Origin of the sequence: Marinobacter sp. F4206 (genome assembly GCF_019392195.1) — a bacterium.
In the GTDB taxonomy this organism is placed as follows: Bacteria; Pseudomonadota; Gammaproteobacteria; order Pseudomonadales; family Oleiphilaceae; genus Marinobacter.
In genome coordinates this window covers 84011-107180 of record NZ_JAHXKI010000003.1, presented here as the reverse complement: position 1 = coordinate 107180, position 23170 = coordinate 84011, and the positions used below count along the sequence as shown (strand labels likewise).

Below are 23170 nucleotides of genomic sequence, written 5' to 3'. Positions count from 1 at the left end.
CACTCAGAACCCCAGATACCGGTAACCGAGCTCAGCCTGATACCTGCCAATGTATTTTTCATCAATCTCGCTCACCACGCCGGCGGCGTAGGCCTCGTCGTAGCACTTATCAAACTCTGCAGCCAAAGGCGGCTTTCGGAACACCATTTTGTAGGGGGACGGATGGAAAATGGGGGCAAATCGAACCTTGGGCAACTGAGAATGCTCCGCAACCCCGGATTCCGAAGTCAGGAGCCGGCGATTCACTTCCGCCACGATCAAACCGTCGGCGAGGACTGCATCCACCCGTCCCAGAAACAGAAGGTGAGAATGGATTCTCTGATTTGCAATCTCGGACAAGGTGCGAAATCTGGATCGATAGTCCTCCAACTCGAGCAACCGGATACCATCCTTGAAGGTCACTACATCCAGACCCCAAAGATCGGCCAGTCCGGAAATCCGAGAGATCCGGTTCGCATCATACACGGCACCGTTCTGATACCAGATATAGGCCGCGGTGGAATGACCGGACAACTGCATGCCCAGGGGCACAGTCATTACGGCATCGGCCCGGTCAGAATTGCGATACGTGACGATATGCCGACCAAAGGGCTGGATCACAAATTCCGCGTCGTGGCCGCAATGCGCTAACACCTCCCGTACGGTCTCCGCATCCCTTCCGAAACCGCCCTCCTCGAACGTTCCGGGTAAATCGGGCGCCAGAATGCGAATCCGCTCGGCCAGACTGAGTTCGGCGAAGGCCATCAATAAAGACCCGCAGAAGACGACGGACAGCACCTTGTAAAGGTTCATCAATCCGGTGACCTACCCCATTGCTCTGGCCCCAAGCACCAGTTTATCGTGAGTACACCCACGCTGGATTCCGTTTCAGTGGGCGCCTGCCCGGGACAGTACGTTCAAAACGAACACCCCAGAGACGATCAGGGCCATGCCGACGACACCCCAGGCGTCCAGTTTTTGGCCAAACACGAGCCAGCCTGCAGCCGCCACGAGCACTATGCCAAGCCCTGCCCAAATTGCATACGCCGTGCCGACCGGGATGGTTCTCAATGCCAGCCCCAACAGATAAAACGCCACGCCGTAGCCGAAAATCACAATCACCGACGGCATCAGCCGGGTGAACCCCTCACTCGCCTTCAGCGAGGACGTCGCCACCACTTCCGCAACAATCGCCAGCGCCAGAAATACCCAGTTCATCATTGCAAACAACCTCCTCAAATCAAGGCGGGCCATTGTGCTTGGCCGTTTCCAAAAAATGAACCGTAGATACCGAAGGGTCAGGTTTGCGCGCAATAAATGCCCTCTTCTCGCGGCCGTCAGAATGACATAAGCTCCCGTTTTACTCAGAGGAGCTTTTTATGTCCTACACCACCACCGTCGCCGGCCTGTCGATTGACCGACTGGAACGTATTACCCGCCATCTTGACGAGAACTACATTCGGCCCGGCAAGATTCCCGGGGCTGTTACCCTGGTGGCGCGGCACGGGGAAGTGGTCTGGACCAGCGCCCAGGGACTGATGGACGTGGAGCGCAACAAACCGGCTCGGCGTGACACCATTTTCCGAATCTATTCCATGACCAAACCGGTCACCTCCATTGCCATGATGCAGCTGTACGAGCAGGGCCGTTTTCTGCTGGACGACCCGGTCCACAAATACATTCCGGCGTGGAAAAACCTTTCCGTGTACAAAGCCGGTTCCTGGCCGGACTTCCAGACTGAGCCCGCCGTCACCACCATGACCATTCGGGACCTGCTTACTCATATGTCCGGTCTGACTTATGGCTTTCTGGAGCGAACCGATGTCGACGCCGCATATCGACACCTGAAACTGGATGGCAGTGGCAGCCTGACACTGGACAAGCTGATTGACCGACTGGCGGAGCTGCCCCTGGAGTTTTCACCGGGAACCGCCTGGAACTACTCGGTTTCAACCGATGTGATCGGCTATCTGGTACAGGTGCTGTCAGGCCAGCCCCTGGATGAGTACTTCCGCGACCATATCTTTTCCCCCCTGGGCATGACCGATACCGGCTTTCAGGTTCCGAAGGAAAAACGGCAACGCTTCGCCGCCTGTTACCTGTACCAGCCGGTCGACACCATGAAACTGCAGGACGACCCGGAGCGATCCCGCTACCTGCGGAGCCCGGGGTTCCTGTCCGGAGGTGGGGGACTGGTGTCCACGGTGGATGACTACCACCGCTTCGCCCAGGCGTTGTGCCGGGGCGGCGAATACCAGGGCCAGCGCATCATCGGGCGCAAAACCCTCGAGTTCATGCGCAGCAATCACCTACCCGGCAACCAGGACCTGCCAGCCCTCTCAATCGGCGCGTTCAGCGAGACACCTTATGAGGGCAACGGTTTCGGACTGGGCTTTTCGGTCAAGACGGACGTTGCCAAATCCCATACCAACGGCTCGGTGGGCGAGTACGGCTGGGGCGGGCTGGCCAGCACCAACTTTTTCGTGGATCCGGAGGAGGACATGGTCGTCATTTTCATGACCCAACTGATACCCTCATCCTCGTACCCGGTCCGTCAGGAATTGCGGGCCATGGTGCACGGCGCGCTGGTCTGACCTTGGCACGGATCCTCCCGTTTCGAACTCTGTGGCATACTGATTTTCCAAACCAACAACACCAATGACCCTATAGCAAGGAAGTTGCGATGAAACTCGAGACACTGGCATTACACGCGGGCTTCAGCGGAGACCCGACCACCCACGCGGCCACCACGCCGATCTACCAGACCACCTCCTACACCTTCGACGACACCCAGCACGGTGCCGATCTGTTCGATCTGAAGGTACAGGGCAACATCTACACTCGCATCATGAACCCGACCAACGGTGTGCTTGAGGAGCGGATGGCACAACTCGAAGGCGGGGTGGGCGCCTTGGCGCTGGCATCCGGAATGGCGGCCATCACCTATGCCCTGCAGACCATCTGCAAGGTCGGCAACAACATTGTCAGCACCAGCCAGCTGTATGGCGGCACCTACAACCTGTTCGCCCACTCGCTGCCCAACCAGGGCATCGACTGCCGCATGGTGCCCCACGATGACTTCAATGCGGTCGAGAAGGCCATTGATGACCAGACCCGGGCGCTGTTCTGCGAATCCATCGGCAACCCGGCGGGCAACGTGGTCGATATCCAGCGCTGGGCCGACATTGCCCACAAGCACGGCATCCCGCTGATCGTCGATAATACGGTGGCAACGCCGTTCCTGTGCCGGCCGATCGAACACGGTGCTGACATCGTGGTTCACTCGCTGACCAAGTACATTGGCGGCCACGGCACCACTGTCGCCGGCATCGTGGTGGATTCCGGCAAGTTCGACTGGAAGGCCAGCGCCGACAAGTTCCCGATGCTCAATGAACCGGACCCGTCCTACCACGGCGTGGTGTATACGGAAGCCCTGGGCCCCGCCGCCTTTATCGGTCGCTGCCGGGTCGTTCCACTGCGCAACACCGGCGCCGCTCTGGCACCGTTTAACGCGTTCCTGATCATGCAAGGCCTTGAGACCCTCTCACTGCGGATGGAGCGTCACTGCGAGAACGCCGAGAAGGTCGCCAGCTTCCTGCAGGAGCACCCTGCGGTTGAATGGGTGAATTACGCGGCCCTGGCCGACAGCCCTTACAAGGCCACCTGCGAAAAAATCTGCGGCGGCAAGGCCTCTGGCATCCTGAGCTTCGGGATCAAGGGCGGCCTTGAGGCCGGCGCGAAGTTCATCGACGCACTGCAACTGATCTACCGGCTGGTGAACATAGGCGATGCCAAATCCCTGGCCTGCCACCCGGCGTCCACCACCCATCGCCAGCTGAATCCGGACGAGCTCAAGAGCGCCGGCGTGAGCGAGGACCTGGTGCGTTTGTCGATCGGCATCGAGCACGTGGACGACCTGATTGCCGACATCACCCAGGCGCTGGACGCAGCGACCGCCTGATCGCCCTCCACCGGGTACGACCAATGTCGTGCCCGGTATCCCCGTGATTGCCCGTACCTGCCTTGTAACTCCCCTTCCCGGCCATTACTCTTAAATGCTGACCAAGCCTTTTATGAGAGTCCCGTTGCAATGAGCGACAGCGCAAAATCCCGCATTACCAGTGGTTCCAAATTCCGCAATGAGCACGGTTTTTCCGCCATCAAGGATGGCATCAAGCGCAGCTCAAGCGAGAATGCGGACGCGAGGCCCATGGAGCGCAAGCCAAAATGGCTGCGGGCGCGCATGCCCGGTGGCGAACGCTACGAAGCGGTGCGCAAAAATGTCAGCGAACACCGCCTGAGCACGGTCTGCCAGGAATCCCACTGCCCCAATATTGGTGAGTGCTGGACCGCCGGTACCGCGACCATCATGGTCATGGGCTCGGTCTGCACTCGGGCCTGCAAATTTTGCGCAGTAGATACGGGCAACCCCAAGGGCTGGCTAGATCACGAAGAACCGGAAAACACCGCCAAGTCCGTCGAACTCATGGGGCTGCGCTACATCGTACTGACCTCGGTTGACCGGGACGACCTTGACGACGGTGGCGCGGATCATTACGCCGCCTGCGTGTCGGCTATCAAGCGGCGGACCCCGGAAGTGGCCGTGGAGGCCCTGACGCCGGATTTCGATGCCGTCATGCCCCATGTGGAAAAAGTGGTGGACTCGGGCCTGGATGTCTTTGCCCAGAACGTCGAAACGGTGAAACGCCTCACCAGCCGAGTGCGGGACCCCCGTGCCGGTTACGAGAAGACCCTGAGCGTCCTGGAACACGCCAAGCAGCATCGGCCCGACGTACTTACCAAAACCAGCCTGATGCTGGGTCTGGGCGAGACCGAAGAGGAAATCCTGGAGACGATGGAAGATTTACGAGCCATCGGCGTGGATATTCTGACCCTCGGCCAGTACCTGCGCCCGACACCCAATCACCTGCCGGTGGAACGGTATGTGACGCCGGAAGAGTTCAACCGCTACCGGGAAATCGGCCTGGAGAAAGGCTTCATGGAAGTCCCTTCCGGCCCGATGGTTCGCTCCAGCTACCGCGCAGACAAGGTGTTCGACCAGAACAATCTTGGTCTTGCCGTACCGGAGGTGCCGGAGGCGACTAACGCCATGCAGATTCCGGTCAAAGCGGTGGACTGAAACGGCCGGCCGTTTTTCTCAGAACTCACAGTTCAAGGAAGTTTGTGGCACACTCTGCACTCGTTTTTTAGCAGAGTTGTTGCTTCATGACCCGGTTTCGCGCGCTGTATGATCGCCTGATCCTTCCCCACCCCGTTGTTGTCCTGACCGTTTTCGGCCTGTTGCTGGCCTTGGCCGCGGTGAAATTCGGCGAATTCCGGCTGGACGCTTCGGCGGAATCCCTGGTTCTGGAAAATGACCGTTCCCTGGAACAATACCGGGAGGTGAACCGCCGCTTCACCACCTCCGACGATTTCCTGATCGTGACCTACACCCCGGAGAACGAACTGTTCTCGGAAATGGGGCTCGCCCACCTGCGCGACCTCAGGGACGAGTTGCAGGCACTCGATGCGGTCGGATCCACCAACAGCATTCTGAATGTGCCCCTGCTGCACAGCCCCGACCTGACCCTGGACACCGTCGACAGCGAAATCAAGACCCTGGATGCCAACGACGTGCCGCCGCAAACCGCCCGGCAAGCGCTCCTGAACAACCCGCTCTACCCCAACCTGCTGATCAGCGAGGACGCGGGGACGACCGCCATTCAGGTCAACCTGCCGACACCGGAGCGCTACTTTGAACTGCTCAGGGAACGCAATCGGCTCCGCGACAAGGCCGCGGCCGGCAAGGCGTCTGACGCAGAACTGTGGCAGCTGGAAATGGCCAGGCAGGCCTTCATCGATTACACCGAGAACCTGGGCCAGAAGCGCGATGCCACCATCGACACCGTGCGTGGCATCCTGGACAAGTACCGGGACCGGGCCGAGATTCATCTCGGTGGGGTTCCGATGATCGTCTCGGACATGATTCGCTTTATCCAGAACGACCTGTCGACATTCGGTCTGGGCGTACTGGCGTTCCTGCTGCTTACCCTCGCGATGATCTTCCGCCAGTGGCGCTGGGTGTTGATTCCAACACTGTGCTGCGGCTTTACCGTGTGGTTGATGATTGGTTTCCTGGGCTGGGCCCAGTGGCCGGTGACGGTCATCTCCGCGAACTTCATTGCGCTGTTGCTGATCATGACCCTGTCTCTGACCATTCACCTGATTGTCCGTTACCGGGAATTCCAGCACGACGAACCAGAGGCGGACCCAAAGGACTCGCTGCGCAAGACCGTGATGGCCATGATCAAGCCCTGTTTCTACATGGCGGTGACCACCATTGTGGCGTTCGGTTCGCTGACCTTCAGTGGCATCCGGCCGGTGATCGACTTCGGCTGGATGATGACGCTCGGGCTTACCGTGGCGTTTCTGATCACCTTCATCATCTTCCCCGCCCTGCTCCGCCTGATGCCGCCACCACTGGACAAACGTGTGCTGTCAAACCGGATTCCGTTTACCGACGCTTTCGCCCGCTTCACGGAGCACTTTGGCAAAACCGTTCTGGTGGGGTCGGCGGTCATTGCCGTGCTGTGCGCGATTGGCATAAGCAAGCTGACGGTGGAAAACAGCTTTATCGACTACTTCAAGTCATCCACCGAAATCTATCAGGGCATGATCACCATCGACGACCGGCTCGGTGGCACCACCCCGCTGGACATCGTCATTACCGATGACCCGCCACCGGAAAACGCCAATGCGGACAGCGACCCGTTTGCCAGCAGCTGTGATCCGTTCGTGGAAGATTGCGGCGGTGGCGAGGAATACCGTGACACCTGGTACACCTACCAGAAAATGCAGAGGCTGGAGCAGGTGCACAATTACCTCGATAGCCTGCCGGAAACCGGCAAGGTCCTCTCCATCACATCGACTCTGGACATACTGGCGCTAATCAATCAGGGCGAGCGGCTCGACGCCCTGGAACTGGCCTTTGTTCCGGCCGCGGTACCGGATGATCTCCAGGACGTACTGCTGACCCCGTACATCTCGGAAGAGCACGATCAGGCCCGTTTCAGTATCCGGATCCTCGAGACCATGCCCGAGCTGCGCCGCCAGGCTCTGCTTGACCGGATCCGAACCCACCTGACCACGGAGCTCGACTACGATCAGGACCAGATTCTTTTTGCGGGCATGACCGTCATGTACAACAACATGCTCCAAAGCCTGTTCGATTCCCAGATCAAGACCATCGGCGCGGTATTCCTGGCGATCATGGCTATGTTTCTGTTGCTATTCCGTTCGTTCAAGCTGGCACTGATCGGCATTGCTCCGAACGTGATCGCCGCGGGATCCGTACTGGGCCTTATGGGATGGCTTGGCATTCCACTGGACATGATGACCATTACCGTGGCGGCGATTACAGTCGGCATCGCCGTGGATGACACCATCCACTACCTGCATCGGTTCCAGACCGAATTCAAGAAAGATGGTGACTACCTCGCCACCATGCACCGGTGCCATCGCAGCATCGGCCGGGCCATGTTCTACACGTCCCTGACCATCATTGCGGGATTTTCCATACTGGTGTTATCCAACTTCATCCCGACCATCTACTTCGGTCTGTTCACCGGCTTTGCCATGTTCATGGCCCTGCTGGGGGCCCTGACTCTACTGCCCCGACTGATTGTCATGGTGAAACCTTTTGGCCCGGGCGCCAACGCCTGAAACAAAAAAGGCCGCATCCTGAGATGCGGCCTTTTTTACGCTTGAAGCAAGGGAGGGATTACTGGCCCTGACCTTGCTGCTGCATCATCTGGCGCTGTTGCTGCATTTGCTGCTGCATCTGCTGCATGCGCTTGTCCAGGGTGGCACGCTGCTCCTCGGTGAAGACACTGTCCACTTTCGCCTGCATCAGGGTGGAAAGCGCCGCAATCTCACCGGTCAGGTCGCCCAGCTCTTCCGCATTTTCACGAATGGAATCTTCGTCATAATCCGGTTTGATCTCGGACTGCATCTGTTGCTGAAGCGCACGCGCTTCCTGACGGAGTTCGCCGATCTGGCCCTGCATCTCGTCGATGATGCCGCGGATCTCAGTCTGCTGATCGTCAGACAGACCGACCATTTGCGCCAGTTGGTCCACCTGATCCGGCTGGCCGCCAGTGGCTTGCTGCGCCAACGCCGGTGCTGACAGGCTCACAGCAACAAGGGCGGTTCCAAACAATTTTGCGAGCTTCATAAAGTTCTCCGTTGACAGGGTGGCCACTACTGAGACACCACCGCTTTGCATTGGTTTCGTCATTCAAGTCGTACACCCTAAAACATCATGGTGCCGTTTTTCACCCCGATGCCCCTCCTTTTTATACATACTTCTCACTTTGTGGGCCCTCAACCCGCCACACACGCGGCTCTAAACAAATGTGAAAATTTAGTCATTCCCCTTCATAATGGCGCCGACCAACGACCAGCGGAGTACACAAGATGGCGATTAACTGGTTTCCAGGGCACATGCACAAGGCCCGCAAGGAGATCAAACAGGTCATGCCCCAGATGGACCTCATTATTGAGGTACTGGATGCGCGTATTCCATTCAGCAGCGAAAATCCGCTGGTGCCGGCCCTGCGTGGCGACAAGCCTCTGATCAAGGTACTCAACAAACGTGACCTCGCCGATCCGGAGATAACCGGGCAATGGCAGGCCTGGCTGGAGCAGGAACGGGGCGTGCGCACCATAACGCTGACCCACAACCAGCGCAGTGAGGCACTGGGGATCCTGAAGCTGGCTGAGGAAATGACGCCGGACCATGACCGCCAGAAAAGCGCCCTGCGGGTGATGATTCTGGGCATTCCCAACGTCGGGAAATCCACAATCATCAACACCCTGGCTGGACGGCCTGCCGCCAAAACCGGTAACGAACCGGCGGTGACCCGGGCCCAGCAGGCAATCAAACTCCCGGACAACATCCTGCTGTACGACACCCCCGGTTTTCTCTGGCCCAAACTGTCACCAGAGGCCTGCGGCTACCGACTGGCGGTCACCGGCGCCATTCGCAGCTCGGTTCTCGATTTCGAGGATGTCGCCCTGTTTGAGGCGGACTACCTCCGGGAGGCCTATCCGGACCTGGTAAAAGCGCGCTATAGCCTGGATCAGCTACCCGCCGACGGCCTGGGACTGATGGACGAAATTGCAGCCAAACGGCGGTTCTTTGGCCGTGGCGGTATTCCGGACCTGCACAAGGTGTCGGAGGTGCTGCTCAACGAATTCCGGGCCGGTACCCTCGGGCGCATTTCACTGGAAACCCCGGAAATGGTTGAAAAGGAGGCAGAGGAAGCCGCTCAGGCTGCCGCCGAGAAAGCCGCCCGGGAAGAAGTTAAGGCGAAGGGGAAGAAGAAAGGCCGCAACGGCAAACCCTGAACCAACCAGTGCTCACATACTCGGACGGCAGGGCATCAAACATGCCCCGGGCCGTCCGGACGAAATGGGGCTGATCGTAGAACCCGGCCTCCGTTGCCAACTCGGACATGGATTTTCCCGGCTTCCAGTGAGCCAGTACACGGTTCATCTTCAAGTGCAGCAGGAACCGCCGCAAGGGCACTCCAACCTGCTGCCGGAACAAATGACTGAGTCGCGACGACGACAGCCCGACCACCGCTCCCAGCCCCTGCACATCCACCTTCTCGGGCAACTCTGCACGAAGGCAGTCGCAGACTCTCCGGACCCGTGGGTCTAAAGGCTCCGGCGAGCCGCCAAGGCGCTCTACTGCCGTCGACATAGCCTGACAGACCGTCTGACAGCTCTCGGACTCCGGAAACGGCATGGTGTTCTCCGGCAGAGTAATATCCACCGATTGCCCGCCCCCCAGGAGCGGCTGTAAGGAGCGCCAGATGTCACTGTCCGGATCCAGCTGCGCGCACCACATCCGGGTGTTGCCGGGATCCAGTGATTGCTCGACATCCGGTGCCACCAGAGCCGCCGACGTTGATCGCCACTGTCCAGCCACCTGCAGCCGGAACGGGCCATCAAGGCCAACGAGCCAGGACGCACTGATGTGGCGGTGCGGTCGGTTAGGCATGAGGTGCCCGATCACCTGCCAGTGATCGGGCCAGAGAAACAGGGTGCCGTTGGGCGAATGCTGCATATCGGGCCGGTTAGTGAGTCTTTCTGGTGCCCAAAGCATACCTCAGGTCAGCGTTTTCGCCAGCACCTGGTAGGAGGGTGGGATCAGTGCCCCGGAATCTGCCCGTCATGCGGGCCCTTGCCATGCCCACCTTGGGCATGAGGCACGGGAACTCCCAGCTTGGCGGCAAACTCGATGCTGACGAAAATGGGCCCGATCAGCAGAAACACCAGATCTTCCACAAACGACGGCTTTTTTCCTTCAACCTTATGGCCGTAGACCTGCAGCGCCCAGGCCGCTAGCCAGACCACAAGACTGGTCCAAAACAGGGACCAGCCGGCGGCAATCACGCTCTGGATGATCCAGGCTGAAACGGCAAACCAGACCGCCATCAACACAAAAACGCCAAACGACAACCGCAGGTAGACAATGGCGGACAGCACCGCCAGCAAGGTTGCGCCATTCACCCACTCTCCGGTCGCGCCCGTTAGCCCCAGCCAGGAGCCGATCGGAATCAGCCAGAGCAGACCCAGGGTGGAAAATACGATGGCCGGCACACAAACAATGTGCACCCACTGATTGAATGAATTCTGGTGGCTCTCGCCGTAGTCGCTCAAAAACTGAGGTAATGATCGCACAGGCTTCTCCCTTATTGTTGTCTTGATTATTGTCACTATATCAGGCTCCCTACGCCGGGCCTTGTACGTAACGGCTGTTATCCGGCAATTTCAATCGGGCGTCTTCGCCCCGTACCAAGGTCAAATATCCCCGCCACGGCAAAGAGCCTAAACTGGTCATAACGTCATTGATCGCTTGATCTCGCCGTTTCTGGCGGGTCACAAAGGAGGAATGTATGAGACGCGTTGTCGTCACTGGTATGGGCATTGTTTCCTGCCTCGGAAACTCCCTGGACGAGGTAACGGACAGCCTGAAGCATGGCAAATCCGGCATTCGTTTCAACGACACCTACCGGGAAATGGGGTTTCGTAGCCAGATTTCCGGCTCCCCGGACGTGGACACCTCGGTCATTGATCGCAAGGTGCGTCGATTCATGGGGCCATCCGCCATGTACAGCTACCTGTCCATGGAGCAGGCCATCGCCCAGGCCGGTCTGACTGAAGATCTGATTTCCAACGACCGCACCGGCCTTATCGCAGGCTCCGGCGGAGCCTCCTGCTCAAGCCAGGTCGAAGCCACGGACATCATGCGGGAGAAAGGCGTCAAGCGGATCGGGCCCTACATGGTGCCGCGTATTATGACCAGCACAGTATCGGCCTGCCTCGCTACGGCCTACAAAATCCGGGGCGTGAACTATTCCATGTCCTCGGCCTGCGCCACCAGCGCACACTGCATTGGTCACGCCATGGAGCAGATCCAGGCTGGCAAGCAGGACATCGTGTTCGCCGGCGGCGGAGAAGAGGAAGACTGGAGCCTGACCATGATGTTCGACGCCATGGGTGCCCTGTCGACCAAGTATAACGATGCCCCGGAGACCGCATCGCGCCCGTTCGACACCGGTCGCGATGGCTTCGTCATTGCCGGCGGCGGCGGTATGGTCGTGCTGGAGGAGCTGGAACACGCCAGGAAACGAGGCGCCAACATTATTGCCGAACTGACCGGTTACGGCGCTACGTCGGACGGGTATGACATGGTCGCCCCCTCCGGCGAGGGCGCCCAGCGGTGTATGGACCAGGCCATGGCGACAATTCGTGGTAAGGTGCAGTACATAAATGCCCACGGGACCAGTACACCCGTGGGCGATGTGGCGGAAATGGGGGCGGTAAGAAATACCTTTGGCGATGACATCCCTGCTATTTCGTCGACCAAGTCCCTGTCCGGCCACTCTCTGGGAGCTGCCGGCGTGCATGAGGCCATCTATTCACTCCTGATGTTGCAGAACGGGTTTATCGCCGGAACCGCAAACCTGAAGGATGTGGATGAGAAGATCAGCAACATGCCCCTGGTGGGCCCGGAATCGCGGCAGGCCGACCTGTCGACCGTGATGTCCAACAGCTTTGGCTTCGGAGGCACCAACGCCTCACTGGTGTTCGAGAAGCTTTAAATCGGACGGATTTGCGGGCCCTGGGGCCCGCTTTTCAATAAATGGTATATACTCATAGCCATCGGTTTTACCATTGGCAAATTCGCCCTTGCGTATTAAAGTGCGTTTTGACATGCATCAATTCGGACGGTTCACCTGATATGGCCCAAGCAATCCGACTCCGTCAGGCGTCTTCTCCCCTCAAAGCCTCATGCCACCAGTGTAGCCTGAGCAATCTGTGCCTGCCGTTGGCGATCGAAGAAAACGATCTCGACAGGCTGGAGGACATTGTCCAGCAAGGTCGCATTTTCAATCGCGGTGAGCATATCTTTGATCAGAGCACGCCCTTTCGTTCCTGCTTCGCGGTGCGTAGCGGCTCGGTGAAAACCTCGATTATTACCGAGGGTGGAGAGGAACAGGTCACCGGTTTTTTCATGCCGGGAGAACTGATCGGCCTGGACAGCATGAGCAGCGAGAGCTATGCCTGCACAGCCAAAGCGTTGGAGCGAACCAGCGTATGCGAATTCCCTGTTGAAAAACTTGAGGAACTGACCGGCAAGCTACCGGACCTGCAGCATCACATGTACCACCTGATGAGCCAGGAAATCCAAAACAGCCATCAGCTCGCCATGCTGTTGAGCAAGAATACCGCTGAGGAACGGATTGCGGCCTTGCTGCTGTCCCTTTCCAGCCGATTCCAGCGCAGACGCATGTCCGGCACCAACTTCAGCTTGCCGATGGCGCGCAACGATATCGCGAATTTCCTTGGCCTGGCCGTGGAAACGGTCAGCCGGGTTTTCACCCGCTTCCAGAATCAGGGCATCATCAAGGCCCGCGGGCGCGAGGTCGAGCTGCTGGATGTGGAAGCACTGCAGATGGTCACCCGGGAGTTCTCCCGACAGCGCGACCAGTAAGGCACCTTATACGCCGGCTATTCGGCCGGCGCTTTCACACCCCGTCCACTCGAAACCTTCAGCATCTCCAGCTCATCCCTGAGCCCCGAACGCCAGGGCTGCTGTTTGATACCAAAGGTGTTTCGGATCTTGGTACAGATCAATGTCGTGTTGAGTGGCTCAAGATGGCCCCAATCCGGCACCTCATCCACCACTCGGATCCCTTCCGGAATACCCGGCAAGCCCGCGATTGCCAGACCTAACTCGTACAGGTTGATCTCTTCCGCGCCCGCATACTGATAGGTGCCCCAGACTTCGGCACCGCAATCGATCTGCTGGATCACGGCGGTCATTACCCGCGCCAGATCGCGGGCCGCGACCGGTTGCCCACGGCAGCGTCCCGGCAATGAGAGCGTCTCTCCGGCCGCTGTGCTTGCCTGCACCTTGCGAATGAAACGTGAAAGGCTCCAGCCCGTGCGCAGAATGATGTGCCTCGGCAGAAGTGTGCGCAGGGCCTGCTCACACTCCCACTGCCAGTTTCCAAGCTCGTTGACTGGTTGGCCGGGATTCGAGGTTATGTACCCGCTTTGCTTGCGGCCATCGAATACGTAGCAGGAAGAAAGCTGGAACAGGGCCATACCACGCTCGCCGGCGTACTCGGCTATGGCAATAGGCAGGGAAAAGGCGGCCTTGTGGGTGTCTTCCGGATCGTTCTGGGCGACTTCCGGATCCGACAGCCAAAGGGCATTAACGATCAGATCAGTGTCTTCGGGAATCCAGTTCTCGAGCGCATTGAGATCCGCACTGGCGGGGTCACTGACCAGCAACGGGCTGACCTGCAGGGGCGTCTCACGCAAACGCTCCAGCACCAACTTTCCCAATGGGCCATAATCATGAACGACAAGCACATGCACGGGGGTTCAATACCTCCAGAATCTCACTGATATGACGGACGTCCCGGACCGGTCAGGCCAATGGCTTACACTCACCGGTCCCTACAATAACAGCCAACAGAAAACGCCGACAGTTTAACTCCTTGCCTTTTCTTTCAGGCGCATAGAACAACAGGAACCACCATGCTAAAACATCAGAGCCACATCGTGGCGCCAATTCCCGACGAACTTCGCACCCGTGCCCTTTACACCGTTGACCAGCTCCGGGACCGGGGCAAAGCCGACCGGGAGGCCATTGATCAACTGTTCGAGCTCATCGTGGAGCTGACCGAGGCCGGACTGGATTTCTTTTTCCTTGAGCCCCTTCGCCGCCTGAATGCCAGCAACATGATGATGGGGATGGCCCGAATGGGCATCAGCAGCATGCTTAAAGGCAGTAAAATGGTGGTTCACAAGGTCTTGAAAAAACTGGACGACAGGAGCCTGGCGGCCATTCTCGACTTCATCGACGAAATCATTCACGAGCCCGAGCCGAGCTGAACCGACCTGGCACGCAGAACTGCTTACCGGTAGTCCCTCGGTACCCGCGCCGTGATACCGGTCAGCAGCTCGTAGGAGATGGTCCCGGCACATCTGGCCACTTCGTCGACACCCACGGTTTGACCCCACAACTCAACCTGATCGCCTTCTCTGGCCTCCGGGGCGTTACTCAGATCCACCGCGAGCATGTCCATCGAGACCCGACCGATCAACCGGATGCGCCGGCCATTCACCGCCGCCGGCGTGTCGGTGCCGGCGTGTCGGGGATAGCCATCCCCGTACCCGACGGCGACCATACCCATGCGGGTGTCATGTTCCACCACGAAGCCGGCACCATACCCCACGGTCTCGCCCGCCCGCACGGTACGGGTTGTGATCAGGGGCGCCTCAAGCGACATCACGGGCTTCAGCCCCAACTCAGGACCGGTCTTGCCCACCAGAGGCGATCCGCCATACAGCATGATGCCGGGGCGGCTCCAGTCAAACAGCGGCTGGCCAGGAATAAAGTGGGCCGCGGAATTACCAACACTGCGCATGAGTTCCGGCCAAGGCGCCGTCGCTTGCTCAAACCGTGCGGTCTGCTCGGCCGTCATTGGGCTGTCACGGTCATCGGCGCAGGCAAAGTGCGTTACAAAGCCCTGAAGACCAGATCGTGCGCCGATGGCATCAAGCTTCGCCATCAACTCCGACAGCTCGCCGGGCAGGAATCCGAGACGGTTCATTCCGGTATTGACCTTGACCCAGAAGGTCGGCCGCGCCTCTGTCTGCGCCAGCCAATCAACCTGATGACGGCTATGCAAAACCGGCTCAAACCCCTGCCTGGCGCACAGCTCAATATCCTCAGGGGCGTGAACCCCCTGCAACATCACCACCGGCTGCCGCAGTCCGGCATCGCGAATGGCGAGAGCCTCCCCCAGACAGGCGACCGCGTATTTGGGGGCATCATTCGCCAGGGCTTGCGCCACCGGAACAATACCGTGGCCATAACCATCTGCCTTGACCACCGCCATGGCCAGCGCCGGGCTGGCAAGCTCGGAAGCCAGCCGGTAGTTCTCGCGTAACGCCTTCAGATCAATACGGGCAACGGTACTGCGGGGCATCAGTAATCACCACCGTAATCGCCGTAATCACCGTGCGCAAGATCTTCAAACTTGGTGTATTTGCCGATAAAGGCCAGCCGAGTGGTACCGATGGGCCCGTTCCGCTGCTTACCGATGATGATTTCGGCAATGCCCTTGTCCGGCGTGTCCTCGTTATAGACCTCGTCCCGGTAAACGAACATGATGACGTCCGCATCCTGCTCAATCGCACCGGATTCCCGCAGGTCGGAGTTTACCGGGCGCTTGTTGGGCCGTTGCTCAAGGCTCCGGTTCAGCTGGGACAGAGCCACTACGGGGCAGCTCAGTTCCTTGGCAATGCCCTTCAGGGACCGGGATATTTCGGAAATCTCCGCCGTCCGGCCCTCGGTGTTGCCCGGCACCCGCATGAGCTGAAGGTAGTCGACCATGATCAGACCAATCTTGCCGTCATTCTCCCGGGCAATCCGCCGTGCCCGCGAGCGCATTTCCGTGGGGCTCAGGCCCGGCGTGTCATCAATATACAGAGGCTTGTCCTTGAGCAGGCTTACTGCCGAGGTCAGGCGCGGCCAGTCGTCTTCTTCAAGCTTGCCACCCCTAACCTTGGTCTGGTCGATCCGGCCCAGGGAGGACAGCATACGCATGGCCAGGGCATCGGCGGGCATTTCCATACTGAAGACCAGAATCGGAGTGCCGGTACTGATCAGCGCATTCTCCACGATGTTCATGGCGAAGGTGGTCTTACCCATGGAGGGCCGCCCCGCCACGATGATCAGGTCGGCCGGCTGCATACCGGACGTCTGGTCATCCAGATCCCGGAAGCCGGTGGTCAGACCCGTGGTCTGTTCCCCGGATTCAAACAGCTCCTCGATCCGGCTCAGAGCCTTGGTCAGGATTGGGTTGATGGCCTGAGGCCCGGAACCTTCCTTGACGCGGGATTCGGCAATCTGGAATACATTGCGCTCGGCCTCGTCGAGGATCTCGTTACTGTTGCGCCCCTGGGGATTAAACGCCGAATCAGAGATTTTACCGGACACCTCCACCAGCTGGCGCAGGATCGACCGCTCGCGGACGATGTCTGCGTACGCCTTGATATTGGCGGCACCGGGTGTTTTCTCCGCCAGCTCGGCGAGGTAGGACAACCCGCCGGCATCTTCGATGTCGCCAGCGCGTTCCAGAAATTCCGCCAGCGTCACGACATCCAGAGGCTCACTTTCACTGGCCAGCCGCTCCACCGCTCCGAAAATCAGCCGGTGATCCTGCCGGTAGAAGTCGGCAGCGGAAATGATTTCCGAAATCTCGTCGAACCGGCGATTGTCCAGCATCAGACCACCGAGTACCGCCTGCTCTGCCTCGACGGAATGCGGGGGCACCTTGATGCGACTGGTTTCAAGATCAGTATTGGCGGATTTCAGATTAGGCTTGGCCATAACAACGTCTTCAGCTGGATACCACGAAGCACACAGTTTACGGGGAACGCTTCAGGAATGGGAGAAGGCTTACAAAAAGCTAAGAATACCAGAAAGCAACGGGCCCGAAACCGTCTCCGGTTCGGGCCCGTTCAGTCAAGCGCGGCCGGGTTACCCCGACCTGGCTGAGCGTTGCTCCAGATTACTCTGCAACAATCGCCAGCTTGACAGTCACTTCTACGTCAGAGTGCAGCTGCAGCTCGATGTCATACTCGCCGGTCACGCGCAGCGGACCTTCGGGCAGACGAACTTCGCTCTTCTCGACTTCAGTACCACCGGTGGTGATCGCGTCTGCGATGTCACGAACACCGATCGAACCGAACAGCTTGCCTTCGTCACCAGCCTTGGAGCTGATGGTGAAAGACGAACCTTCCAGAGCTTCGGCGCGAGCCTGGGCAGCAGCCAGCTTCTCGGCAGCCGCTTTTTCAAGCTCGGCACGACGCTCTTCGAACGCCTTCAGATTCACTTCAGTGGCAGGAACCGCCTTGCCATACGGAAGCAGGAAATTACGACCGTAACCGGCCTTGACCTTTACCTTGTCACCCAGGGATCCAAGGTTTGCAACTTTCTCGAGCAGAATAACTTCCATCTCGTTAACCTCTTCGTGCTTATTCAGCCGGCCCGGCAGGTTTTATACGCCCCCGGATATCCAGCCAGCTATCCACAAAAGCCAGAACCACTAACAGAATCATCAGACTTGGGCCCAACAGCACCAGTGCAATGTAGAACAGCACCAGCCACTGCCCACTCAGCTTTTTACGTCCGACGAGGCCATGCACCAGGGCCAGACTCGCCAGGAACAGGGGCGTACCCGCCACCCATACCAGCAGCATGGAGTTGAGTCCGAGTAACGGACCGACCACCATGATGACCACGCACGCCACCGCAACGGCGGGCGACAGTCTCAGGGCATGGAACTCCTTGCGGAACCCGCCGGGGTTGTAGAGCCCCGCCTGCCATGCCCTGGCCAGCATCGTCATGCCGATACCAGTGGCGAAATAGGTACCCGCCATACTGGCATTCATCGTGTCCCGAATGACCTTCTCGAGTTCTCCCCCGAGGGTCTGGGCCACATCGGCATTGTACTGTTCGTAAAAGCTCACCCCGGCCTGGACCAATTCGTCCAGCAGACCCGGGTAGATCACGGGCAACATAAGACCCGTGACAATCGCCAGAAAGCTCCCTCCGAGAAGGGCTCTCTCCCAGGACAGCGTTGTTCTGAGCACTGACGCCATCAACATCACCTGAAGCAGCACCGCCAGGGCTGTCGGGTCTTGCCCGAACCAGCTCCAGCCGAGCGCCGGAAGCAATGCCCAGAGGCCGATATTCAGCCCCTGAGTGATGCCGAGCCTGAGAATCACCAGGCCGACAACCGCAGCGCCAATCCAGAACAACAAAGGTATGGCAGTCGTGACTGCTGCTACCCCGCTGGCCTGCAGGGGACCGCGCATTACATACTGTGCAAGTGCACGCATGGTCCCAAGTCCTGTTTATCTGTTACTTAGTTATCGTGGCTGTCCGAGTACGGCAGCAGTGCCAGGTAGCGGGCACGCTTGATAGCGGTAGCCAGCTGACGCTGATAACGTGCTTTGGTGCCGGTGATGCGGCTGGGCACGATTTTGCCGGTTTCAGTGATGTAGCCTTTCAGGGTGTCCAGATCCTTGTAATCGATCTCCTTAACACCCTCTGCCGTGAAGCGGCAGAACTTACGACGTCTGAAAAAACGAGCCATAACTTAACTCCTCAACTCCGGTTAATTACTCTTCTTCGTCCTGAGTTTCAGCTTTCTGACGGTCGTTTTGACGGTCATCAGATTCAGCTGAACGGCGCGGACGGTCATCTCCACCAGAACGACGGTCCTCACGGGACTCGGCGGCTTTCATCGGAGACAGATCGGTAACGGCCTCGTCGCGACGCAGAATCAGGTCACGGATGATGGCGTCGTTGAACCGGAAGTTGTGAGTCAGCTCGTCCATCGCGGCCTGTGAACATTCAACGTTCATCAGCACGTAGTGAGCCTTGTGAATCTTATTGATCGGATATGCCAGATGACGACGGCCCCAATCTTCAAGGCGATGTACCTGACCGCCATCTTCAGTGATGACGCTGGTATAACGCTCGATCATCGCGGGCACCTGCTCGCTCTGATCCGGGTGTACCATGAAAACGATTTCGTAGTGACGCATGAGTTCTCCCTACGGTTTAAACAGCTTTCTTTTCAATCGTCGGACTCTAGGCCCAAACGGTTAAACGTGAAAGCAAGGAGGTGACAGCCTGAGCTGCCGTTTTTTTGCTTTATCAATAAGGCTTTACGAGAAAGGCTTGATCAAAAGCGCTGTTCCGCATGCCCAAAATTCAGACAATACAAAACTGCCCCTTGGAAAAGGGGTGACGTATTCTAGGCGGCGAAGCGGTTATGTGCAAGGGTTAACCAGCGCGCTGGCGCAGGGCTTCGTATAGGCAAACACCCGTAGCCACCGAAACGTTGAGGCTGTCTACGTGCCCCAGCATGGGAATGTTGATGAGCTGATCACAATGCTCCCGGGTCAGACGACGCATCCCTTTCCCTTCGGCTCCCATCACCAGGGCCACCGCCCCCTTGAAATCGGCCTGAAAAAGCGTGGCATCAGCCTCACCGGCGGTACCAATCAACCAGACACCCTGATCCTTGAGGGTTCTCAGAAAACGGGCGAGATTGGTCACGCGAACAAAAGGCACGGTCTCGGCGGCACCACACGCCACCTTTCGTGCCACGGGTGTCAGGGAGGCCGATTTGTCCTTCGGAACGACCACCGCCTGAACCCCTACCGCATCTGCGGTGCGCATGCACGCGCCCAGATTGTGAGGATCGGTGACGCCGTCCAGCACCAACAGAAACGGCGGCTTGTCGCTGCCGGCAAGCTGGGCCAGCAAATCGTCTTCCGTCCATTCACGACTCTCGCTGACGGCTGCCACGATGCCCTGATGAACGCCGGAAACCCGCTCATCCAGCTCCTTGCGATGAACCACCTTCCAGCGAACGCCCAGTCCATCAAGCGCATCGGTGATGCTTTTGACCCGCTTATCCTGCCGACCGGTCTGGATCCAGACCCGCTGCAACCTCTCGGGCTCACGCTTGAGAACCGCCTCAACCGCGTGCCAACCAAACACAAACTCTCCAGACACTGGCTCTGTTTCCTGTTACTTGCGGGATTTTCGTTTTTTGTCGCTCTTGCCACCCTTGCCCGACTTTTTACTCTTGTCCAGAGCAAGCTTTGCAGCCTGGGCAACCAGTTCGTCTCTCGCTGACGGCGGCTCATTCTTGTCAGCGCCGGACGATTTGCCAGCTTTCTCAGGCGCCGCTGTGCCGGTCTTCTTGCGCGGTCTTTTCGGGCCCGCTTCACTGGACCCGCTGCCCTTGCGACCCGACTTATCCCGGGCGCCGGCCTTGCCTTTGCCGCCACTGCGCTTGCCTTTACCGCGCTCGTCGGCTTTCGGCACACTCAGCGCGTCACGGTCAGCCTGGCGGTGTACAGGCTCACTGATCAGCTCCAGGTCAATCTTACGATCTTCCATACCAACCCGGACGACCTTCACCCGCACTTCATCACCGAGTCTGAAACTCATGGCGGTGCGCTCACCAATCAACCGATGCTTGGCGGCATCGTGGTGAAAGTAATCGCCACTCAAGGTCGACACATGCACCAGACCTTCTATGTAAACGCCCGACAATTCGACGAAAAACCCGAAAGGCACCACGGCGGCGATCACACCGTCAAATTCCTCGCCGACGTGATCGCGCAGGTACTCGCACTTGAGCCACGCCATAACATCGCGGGTTGCGTCGTCCGCCCTGCGCTCAGCCATGGAGGTGTGCTCACCCAGGCGCTCCATCTGCGGGAGATCGTAGGGGTACTCCGCCAGCTGCGGATCCGGTTTCGGCGGCTTAACAACGTCCTTTGACGCGTTTTCGCCGTGGATGACCGATTTAACCGCCCGGTGAGCAATCAGATCCGGATAGCGACGGATTGGTGAGGTGAAGTGCGCGTAGCCCGCAAACCCGAGGCCAAAGTGCCCGCCTTCCTCTGGACTGTAAACCGCCTGACTGAGCGAGCGCAGCATGACCGTCTGAATGACATTGGCATCGGAGCGCTCGGAGATTTCAGACAGCAGGGCCTGGTAATCGGCGGAGGTCGGATTGTCGCCGCCACCCAGCTGCAGCCCCAGCTCACCGAGGAACAGCCTCACCGCATTCAGGCGCTCCTCGGAAGGTCCATCGTGAACCCGGTAAAGCGCCGGGATCTTGTGCTTTTTGAGAAATCTTGCAGTGGCCACGTTGGCACACAGCATGCACTCCTCGATGATCTTGTGAGCGTCATTCCGCGTCACCGGAACGATCTCTTCGATCTTGCGATTGGCATCGAAAACGATCTTGGTTTCGGTGGTTTCGAAGTCGATCGCACCGCGCTCCGTCCTGGCCTTGCGCAGCAACTGATAAAGCCCATACAGGTTGTGCAACTGTGGCAGAACATGAGCGTACTGCTCGCTCAGACGGTAGCCCGCCTCGGAGTCAGGATGTTCGAGCATGTCGCTCACCTTGTTGTAGGTGAGGCGGGCATGACTGTACATGACAGCCTGATAGAAGCTGTAGCCACTGATGTTACCGGCGGCACTGATGGTCATGTCAGCGACCATACACAGGCGATCGACACCGGGGTTCAGCGAACAGAGGCCGTTTGACAGCTTCTCCGGGAGCATTGGAACCACGTGGTCCGGGAAATACACCGAGGTGCTGCGGTTAACCGCTTCCTCATCAAGCGGAGTCCCCGGACGAACATAATGGGAGACGTCTGCAATGGCCACCAGCAGCCGATAGCCGCCACGGGGCCGGGGCTCACAATACACGGCGTCATCAAAGTCCCGGGCCGTCTCATCATCAATGGTCACCAGCCGGAGATTGCGGATATCAACCCGGTTCTCCTTGTCTTTCTCGGTGACTTCTTCCGGAATCTTTGCAACCTGCTCACCCAGCGCCGGCGGCCAACTGTGCGGAATGTCGTAGGAGCGGATGGCAACGTCAATTTCCATCCCGGGCGCCATATGTTCGCCCAGCACTTCAACTACTTTGCCCAGGGGCTGGGTCCGGACGCTCGGCTGACGGATGATATCCACCACCACGTACTGACCATGACGGGCCTCGCCGGCATGCTCCTGGGGAACCAGAACTTCGTGGTTGATGCGGGCATTTTCCGGCACCACGAAACTGATGCCGCTCTCCTGGAAAAAGCGCCCGACCGTCTGACTGGTCCGGTACTCAAGAACTTCGACAATCACCCCTTCTCTGCGACCACGGTCATCAACCCGGTCAACCCGGGCAGCCACCCGGTCACCATGGAACACCTGGCGCATCTGGCGGGCGGTCAGAAACAGATCGGAGCCACCGTCATCCGGCACAAGGAATCCAAAGCCATCCTTGTGGCCGATCACGCGACCGGTGACCAGATCCGCTTCTTCAATCGGGAGATAGGCGCCGCGCCGATTGCAGATTAGCTGGCCGTCCCGACACATGGCGATCAGTCGACGGCGCAGGGCCTCAATTCCTTCGGGTGATGTTTGCCCCAGCTCCGCACACAAGGTTTCGTGGGTTGCCGGTGCGCCCCTGTCTTTCAGGTGGCCGAGAATGAATTCCCGGCTCTGAATGGGGTTCTCATAATTCTGGGCCTCACGACTGGCGTGAGGATCCCGGTCAGTTTTCTTCCTGGAAACCATTCGGATCCTTGCTGTATTACTGCACCACATCGGTACAGGTTCATTCGTTTGTTCTGCAGTATAACGTCGGGACGCCACCACTGCCTAACAAGGAGCCGCGAATAAGCACAAATACCTGCCGACCTTTTTTGCAAAAAACGTTTGACAGCTTTTCCCGGAATTATTAAAGTACGCGCCATCGGTTGAGGGACACACCTCACCGCTGGCAGAAACGTCTAGTTTTCAATAAACTAACGATAAATCTGCAAATCACCTGCCGAGGTGGTGAAATTGGTAGACACGCTAGCTTCAGGTGCTAGTGGGGGCAACCCCGTGGAGGTTCAAGTCCTCTCCTCGGCACCACTTCCTCCCCCAGGAAGTGATGATTCCCGTAAAAACCGCATCAAATAGAAAGCACCAGACCGGTTTCGGCCTGTGGAT

22 protein-coding genes and 1 tRNA gene are annotated in these 23170 nt (G+C 58.6%); 9 read left to right on the top strand and 14 right to left on the bottom strand.

Features of this window, described 5'->3' with window-relative positions:
• Positions 1-3: 3 nt before the first annotated feature.
• Together KZO34_RS13650 and KZO34_RS13645 are read right to left on the bottom strand one after the other, a co-directional pair.
• A complete protein-coding gene (locus KZO34_RS13650; RefSeq protein WP_257900430.1) occupies positions 4-792 on the bottom strand; it encodes a transporter substrate-binding domain-containing protein in 789 nt (262 codons plus the stop codon).
• Positions 793-867: 75 nt separating this feature from the next.
• A complete protein-coding gene (locus KZO34_RS13645) occupies positions 868-1200 on the bottom strand; it encodes a DMT family transporter (protein WP_219477403.1) in 333 nt (110 codons plus the stop codon).
• 158 nt (positions 1201-1358) lie between these two features.
• Between KZO34_RS13645 and KZO34_RS13640 the strand changes: the two genes are divergently transcribed.
• The 4 genes from KZO34_RS13640 to KZO34_RS13625 all read left to right on the top strand — a co-directional run bounded on the left by KZO34_RS13640 (position 1359) and on the right by KZO34_RS13625 (position 7701).
• Positions 1359-2573, top strand: coding sequence for a serine hydrolase domain-containing protein (locus KZO34_RS13640; RefSeq protein ID WP_219477402.1), 1215 nt, complete (start codon positions 1359-1361; stop codon positions 2571-2573).
• Positions 2574-2662: 89 nt separating this feature from the next.
• A complete protein-coding gene (locus KZO34_RS13635; protein WP_219477401.1) occupies positions 2663-3940 on the top strand; it encodes an O-acetylhomoserine aminocarboxypropyltransferase/cysteine synthase family protein in 1278 nt (425 codons plus the stop codon).
• 129 nt (positions 3941-4069) lie between these two features.
• Positions 4070-5119: a lipoyl synthase gene (lipA, locus tag KZO34_RS13630; RefSeq protein ID WP_219477400.1), complete on the top strand. Its 1050-nt coding sequence runs from the start codon at positions 4070-4072 to the stop codon at positions 5117-5119.
• 86 nt (positions 5120-5205) lie between these two features.
• On the top strand, positions 5206-7701 hold the full coding sequence (locus KZO34_RS13625) for an efflux RND transporter permease subunit (protein ID WP_219477399.1): 2496 nt from the start codon (positions 5206-5208) through the stop codon (positions 7699-7701).
• Positions 7702-7759: 58 nt separating this feature from the next.
• Here the strand turns inward: KZO34_RS13625 and KZO34_RS13620 are convergent, their stop codons facing one another.
• Complete coding sequence (locus tag KZO34_RS13620; protein WP_257900429.1) at positions 7760-8212, bottom strand: Spy/CpxP family protein refolding chaperone; 453 nt, start codon at positions 8210-8212, stop codon at positions 7760-7762.
• A gap of 242 nt (positions 8213-8454) precedes the next feature.
• Between KZO34_RS13620 and ylqF the strand changes: the two genes are divergently transcribed.
• Complete coding sequence (ylqF, locus tag KZO34_RS13615) at positions 8455-9387, top strand: ribosome biogenesis GTPase YlqF (protein ID WP_219477398.1); 933 nt, start codon at positions 8455-8457, stop codon at positions 9385-9387.
• Here ylqF and KZO34_RS13610 read toward each other — a convergent pair.
• Together KZO34_RS13610 and KZO34_RS13605 are read right to left on the bottom strand one after the other, a co-directional pair.
• Positions 9344-10111, bottom strand: coding sequence for an AraC family transcriptional regulator (locus KZO34_RS13610; protein WP_219477397.1), 768 nt, complete (start codon positions 10109-10111; stop codon positions 9344-9346). The genes ylqF and KZO34_RS13610 overlap by 44 nt on opposite strands.
• Positions 10112-10194: 83 nt before the next feature.
• Positions 10195-10728 (bottom strand): Mpo1 family 2-hydroxy fatty acid dioxygenase, encoded by a 534-nt coding sequence (locus tag KZO34_RS13605; protein ID WP_219477396.1) that lies wholly within the window; start codon positions 10726-10728, stop codon positions 10195-10197.
• 215 nt (positions 10729-10943) lie between these two features.
• On the opposite strand from KZO34_RS13605, the gene fabB reads away from it, so the two are divergent.
• Both fabB and fnr read left to right on the top strand, forming a co-directional pair.
• The gene (gene fabB, locus KZO34_RS13600; RefSeq protein WP_219477395.1) at positions 10944-12152 is read left to right on the top strand and encodes a beta-ketoacyl-ACP synthase I; all 1209 of its coding nucleotides are present in this window, start codon (positions 10944-10946) and stop codon (positions 12150-12152) included.
• 140 nt (positions 12153-12292) lie between these two features.
• Positions 12293-13045, top strand: coding sequence for a fumarate/nitrate reduction transcriptional regulator Fnr (gene fnr, locus KZO34_RS13595; protein ID WP_219477394.1), 753 nt, complete (start codon positions 12293-12295; stop codon positions 13043-13045).
• 17 nt (positions 13046-13062) lie between these two features.
• On the opposite strand, the gene KZO34_RS13590 is transcribed toward fnr, so the two are convergent.
• Positions 13063-13938 (bottom strand): SDR family oxidoreductase, encoded by an 876-nt coding sequence (locus tag KZO34_RS13590; RefSeq protein WP_219477393.1) that lies wholly within the window; start codon positions 13936-13938, stop codon positions 13063-13065.
• 162 nt (positions 13939-14100) lie between these two features.
• Here KZO34_RS13590 and KZO34_RS13585 point away from each other — a divergent pair, with 162 nt between their 5' ends.
• The gene (locus KZO34_RS13585; RefSeq protein WP_219477392.1) at positions 14101-14457 is read left to right on the top strand and encodes a hypothetical protein; all 357 of its coding nucleotides are present in this window, start codon (positions 14101-14103) and stop codon (positions 14455-14457) included.
• A gap of 23 nt (positions 14458-14480) precedes the next feature.
• Here the strand turns inward: KZO34_RS13585 and alr are convergent, their stop codons facing one another.
• The 8 genes from alr to rnr form a co-directional block, all read right to left on the bottom strand.
• A complete protein-coding gene (gene alr, locus KZO34_RS13580; protein WP_219477391.1) occupies positions 14481-15557 on the bottom strand; it encodes an alanine racemase in 1077 nt (358 codons plus the stop codon).
• Positions 15557-16963, bottom strand: coding sequence for a replicative DNA helicase (gene dnaB / locus KZO34_RS13575; protein ID WP_219477390.1), 1407 nt, complete (start codon positions 16961-16963; stop codon positions 15557-15559). Before dnaB ends, alr begins: the two co-directional genes overlap by 1 nt.
• 181 nt (positions 16964-17144) lie before the next feature.
• The gene (gene rplI / locus KZO34_RS13570) at positions 17145-17591 is read right to left on the bottom strand and encodes a 50S ribosomal protein L9 (RefSeq protein ID WP_219477389.1); all 447 of its coding nucleotides are present in this window, start codon (positions 17589-17591) and stop codon (positions 17145-17147) included.
• 19 nt (positions 17592-17610) lie between these two features.
• Positions 17611-18477, bottom strand: a complete 867-nt coding sequence (locus KZO34_RS13565) for a YybS family protein (RefSeq protein ID WP_219477388.1) — start codon at positions 18475-18477, stop codon at positions 17611-17613.
• A gap of 26 nt (positions 18478-18503) precedes the next feature.
• Complete coding sequence (gene rpsR, locus KZO34_RS13560; protein ID WP_007154918.1) at positions 18504-18734, bottom strand: 30S ribosomal protein S18; 231 nt, start codon at positions 18732-18734, stop codon at positions 18504-18506.
• Positions 18735-18759: 25 nt separating this feature from the next.
• Positions 18760-19188: a 30S ribosomal protein S6 gene (rpsF, locus tag KZO34_RS13555; protein ID WP_219477387.1), complete on the bottom strand. Its 429-nt coding sequence runs from the start codon at positions 19186-19188 to the stop codon at positions 18760-18762.
• A 241-nt stretch (positions 19189-19429) separates the two neighbouring features.
• Positions 19430-20167, bottom strand: coding sequence for a 23S rRNA (guanosine(2251)-2'-O)-methyltransferase RlmB (gene rlmB, locus KZO34_RS13550; RefSeq protein ID WP_219477386.1), 738 nt, complete (start codon positions 20165-20167; stop codon positions 19430-19432).
• 15 nt (positions 20168-20182) lie between these two features.
• Positions 20183-22750 (bottom strand): ribonuclease R, encoded by a 2568-nt coding sequence (gene rnr / locus KZO34_RS13545; RefSeq protein ID WP_219477385.1) that lies wholly within the window; start codon positions 22748-22750, stop codon positions 20183-20185.
• A gap of 255 nt (positions 22751-23005) precedes the next feature.
• On the opposite strand from rnr, the gene KZO34_RS13540 reads away from it, so the two are divergent.
• Positions 23006-23092: transfer RNA gene (locus tag KZO34_RS13540), tRNA-Leu, on the top strand.
• Positions 23093-23170 lie beyond the last annotated feature (78 nt).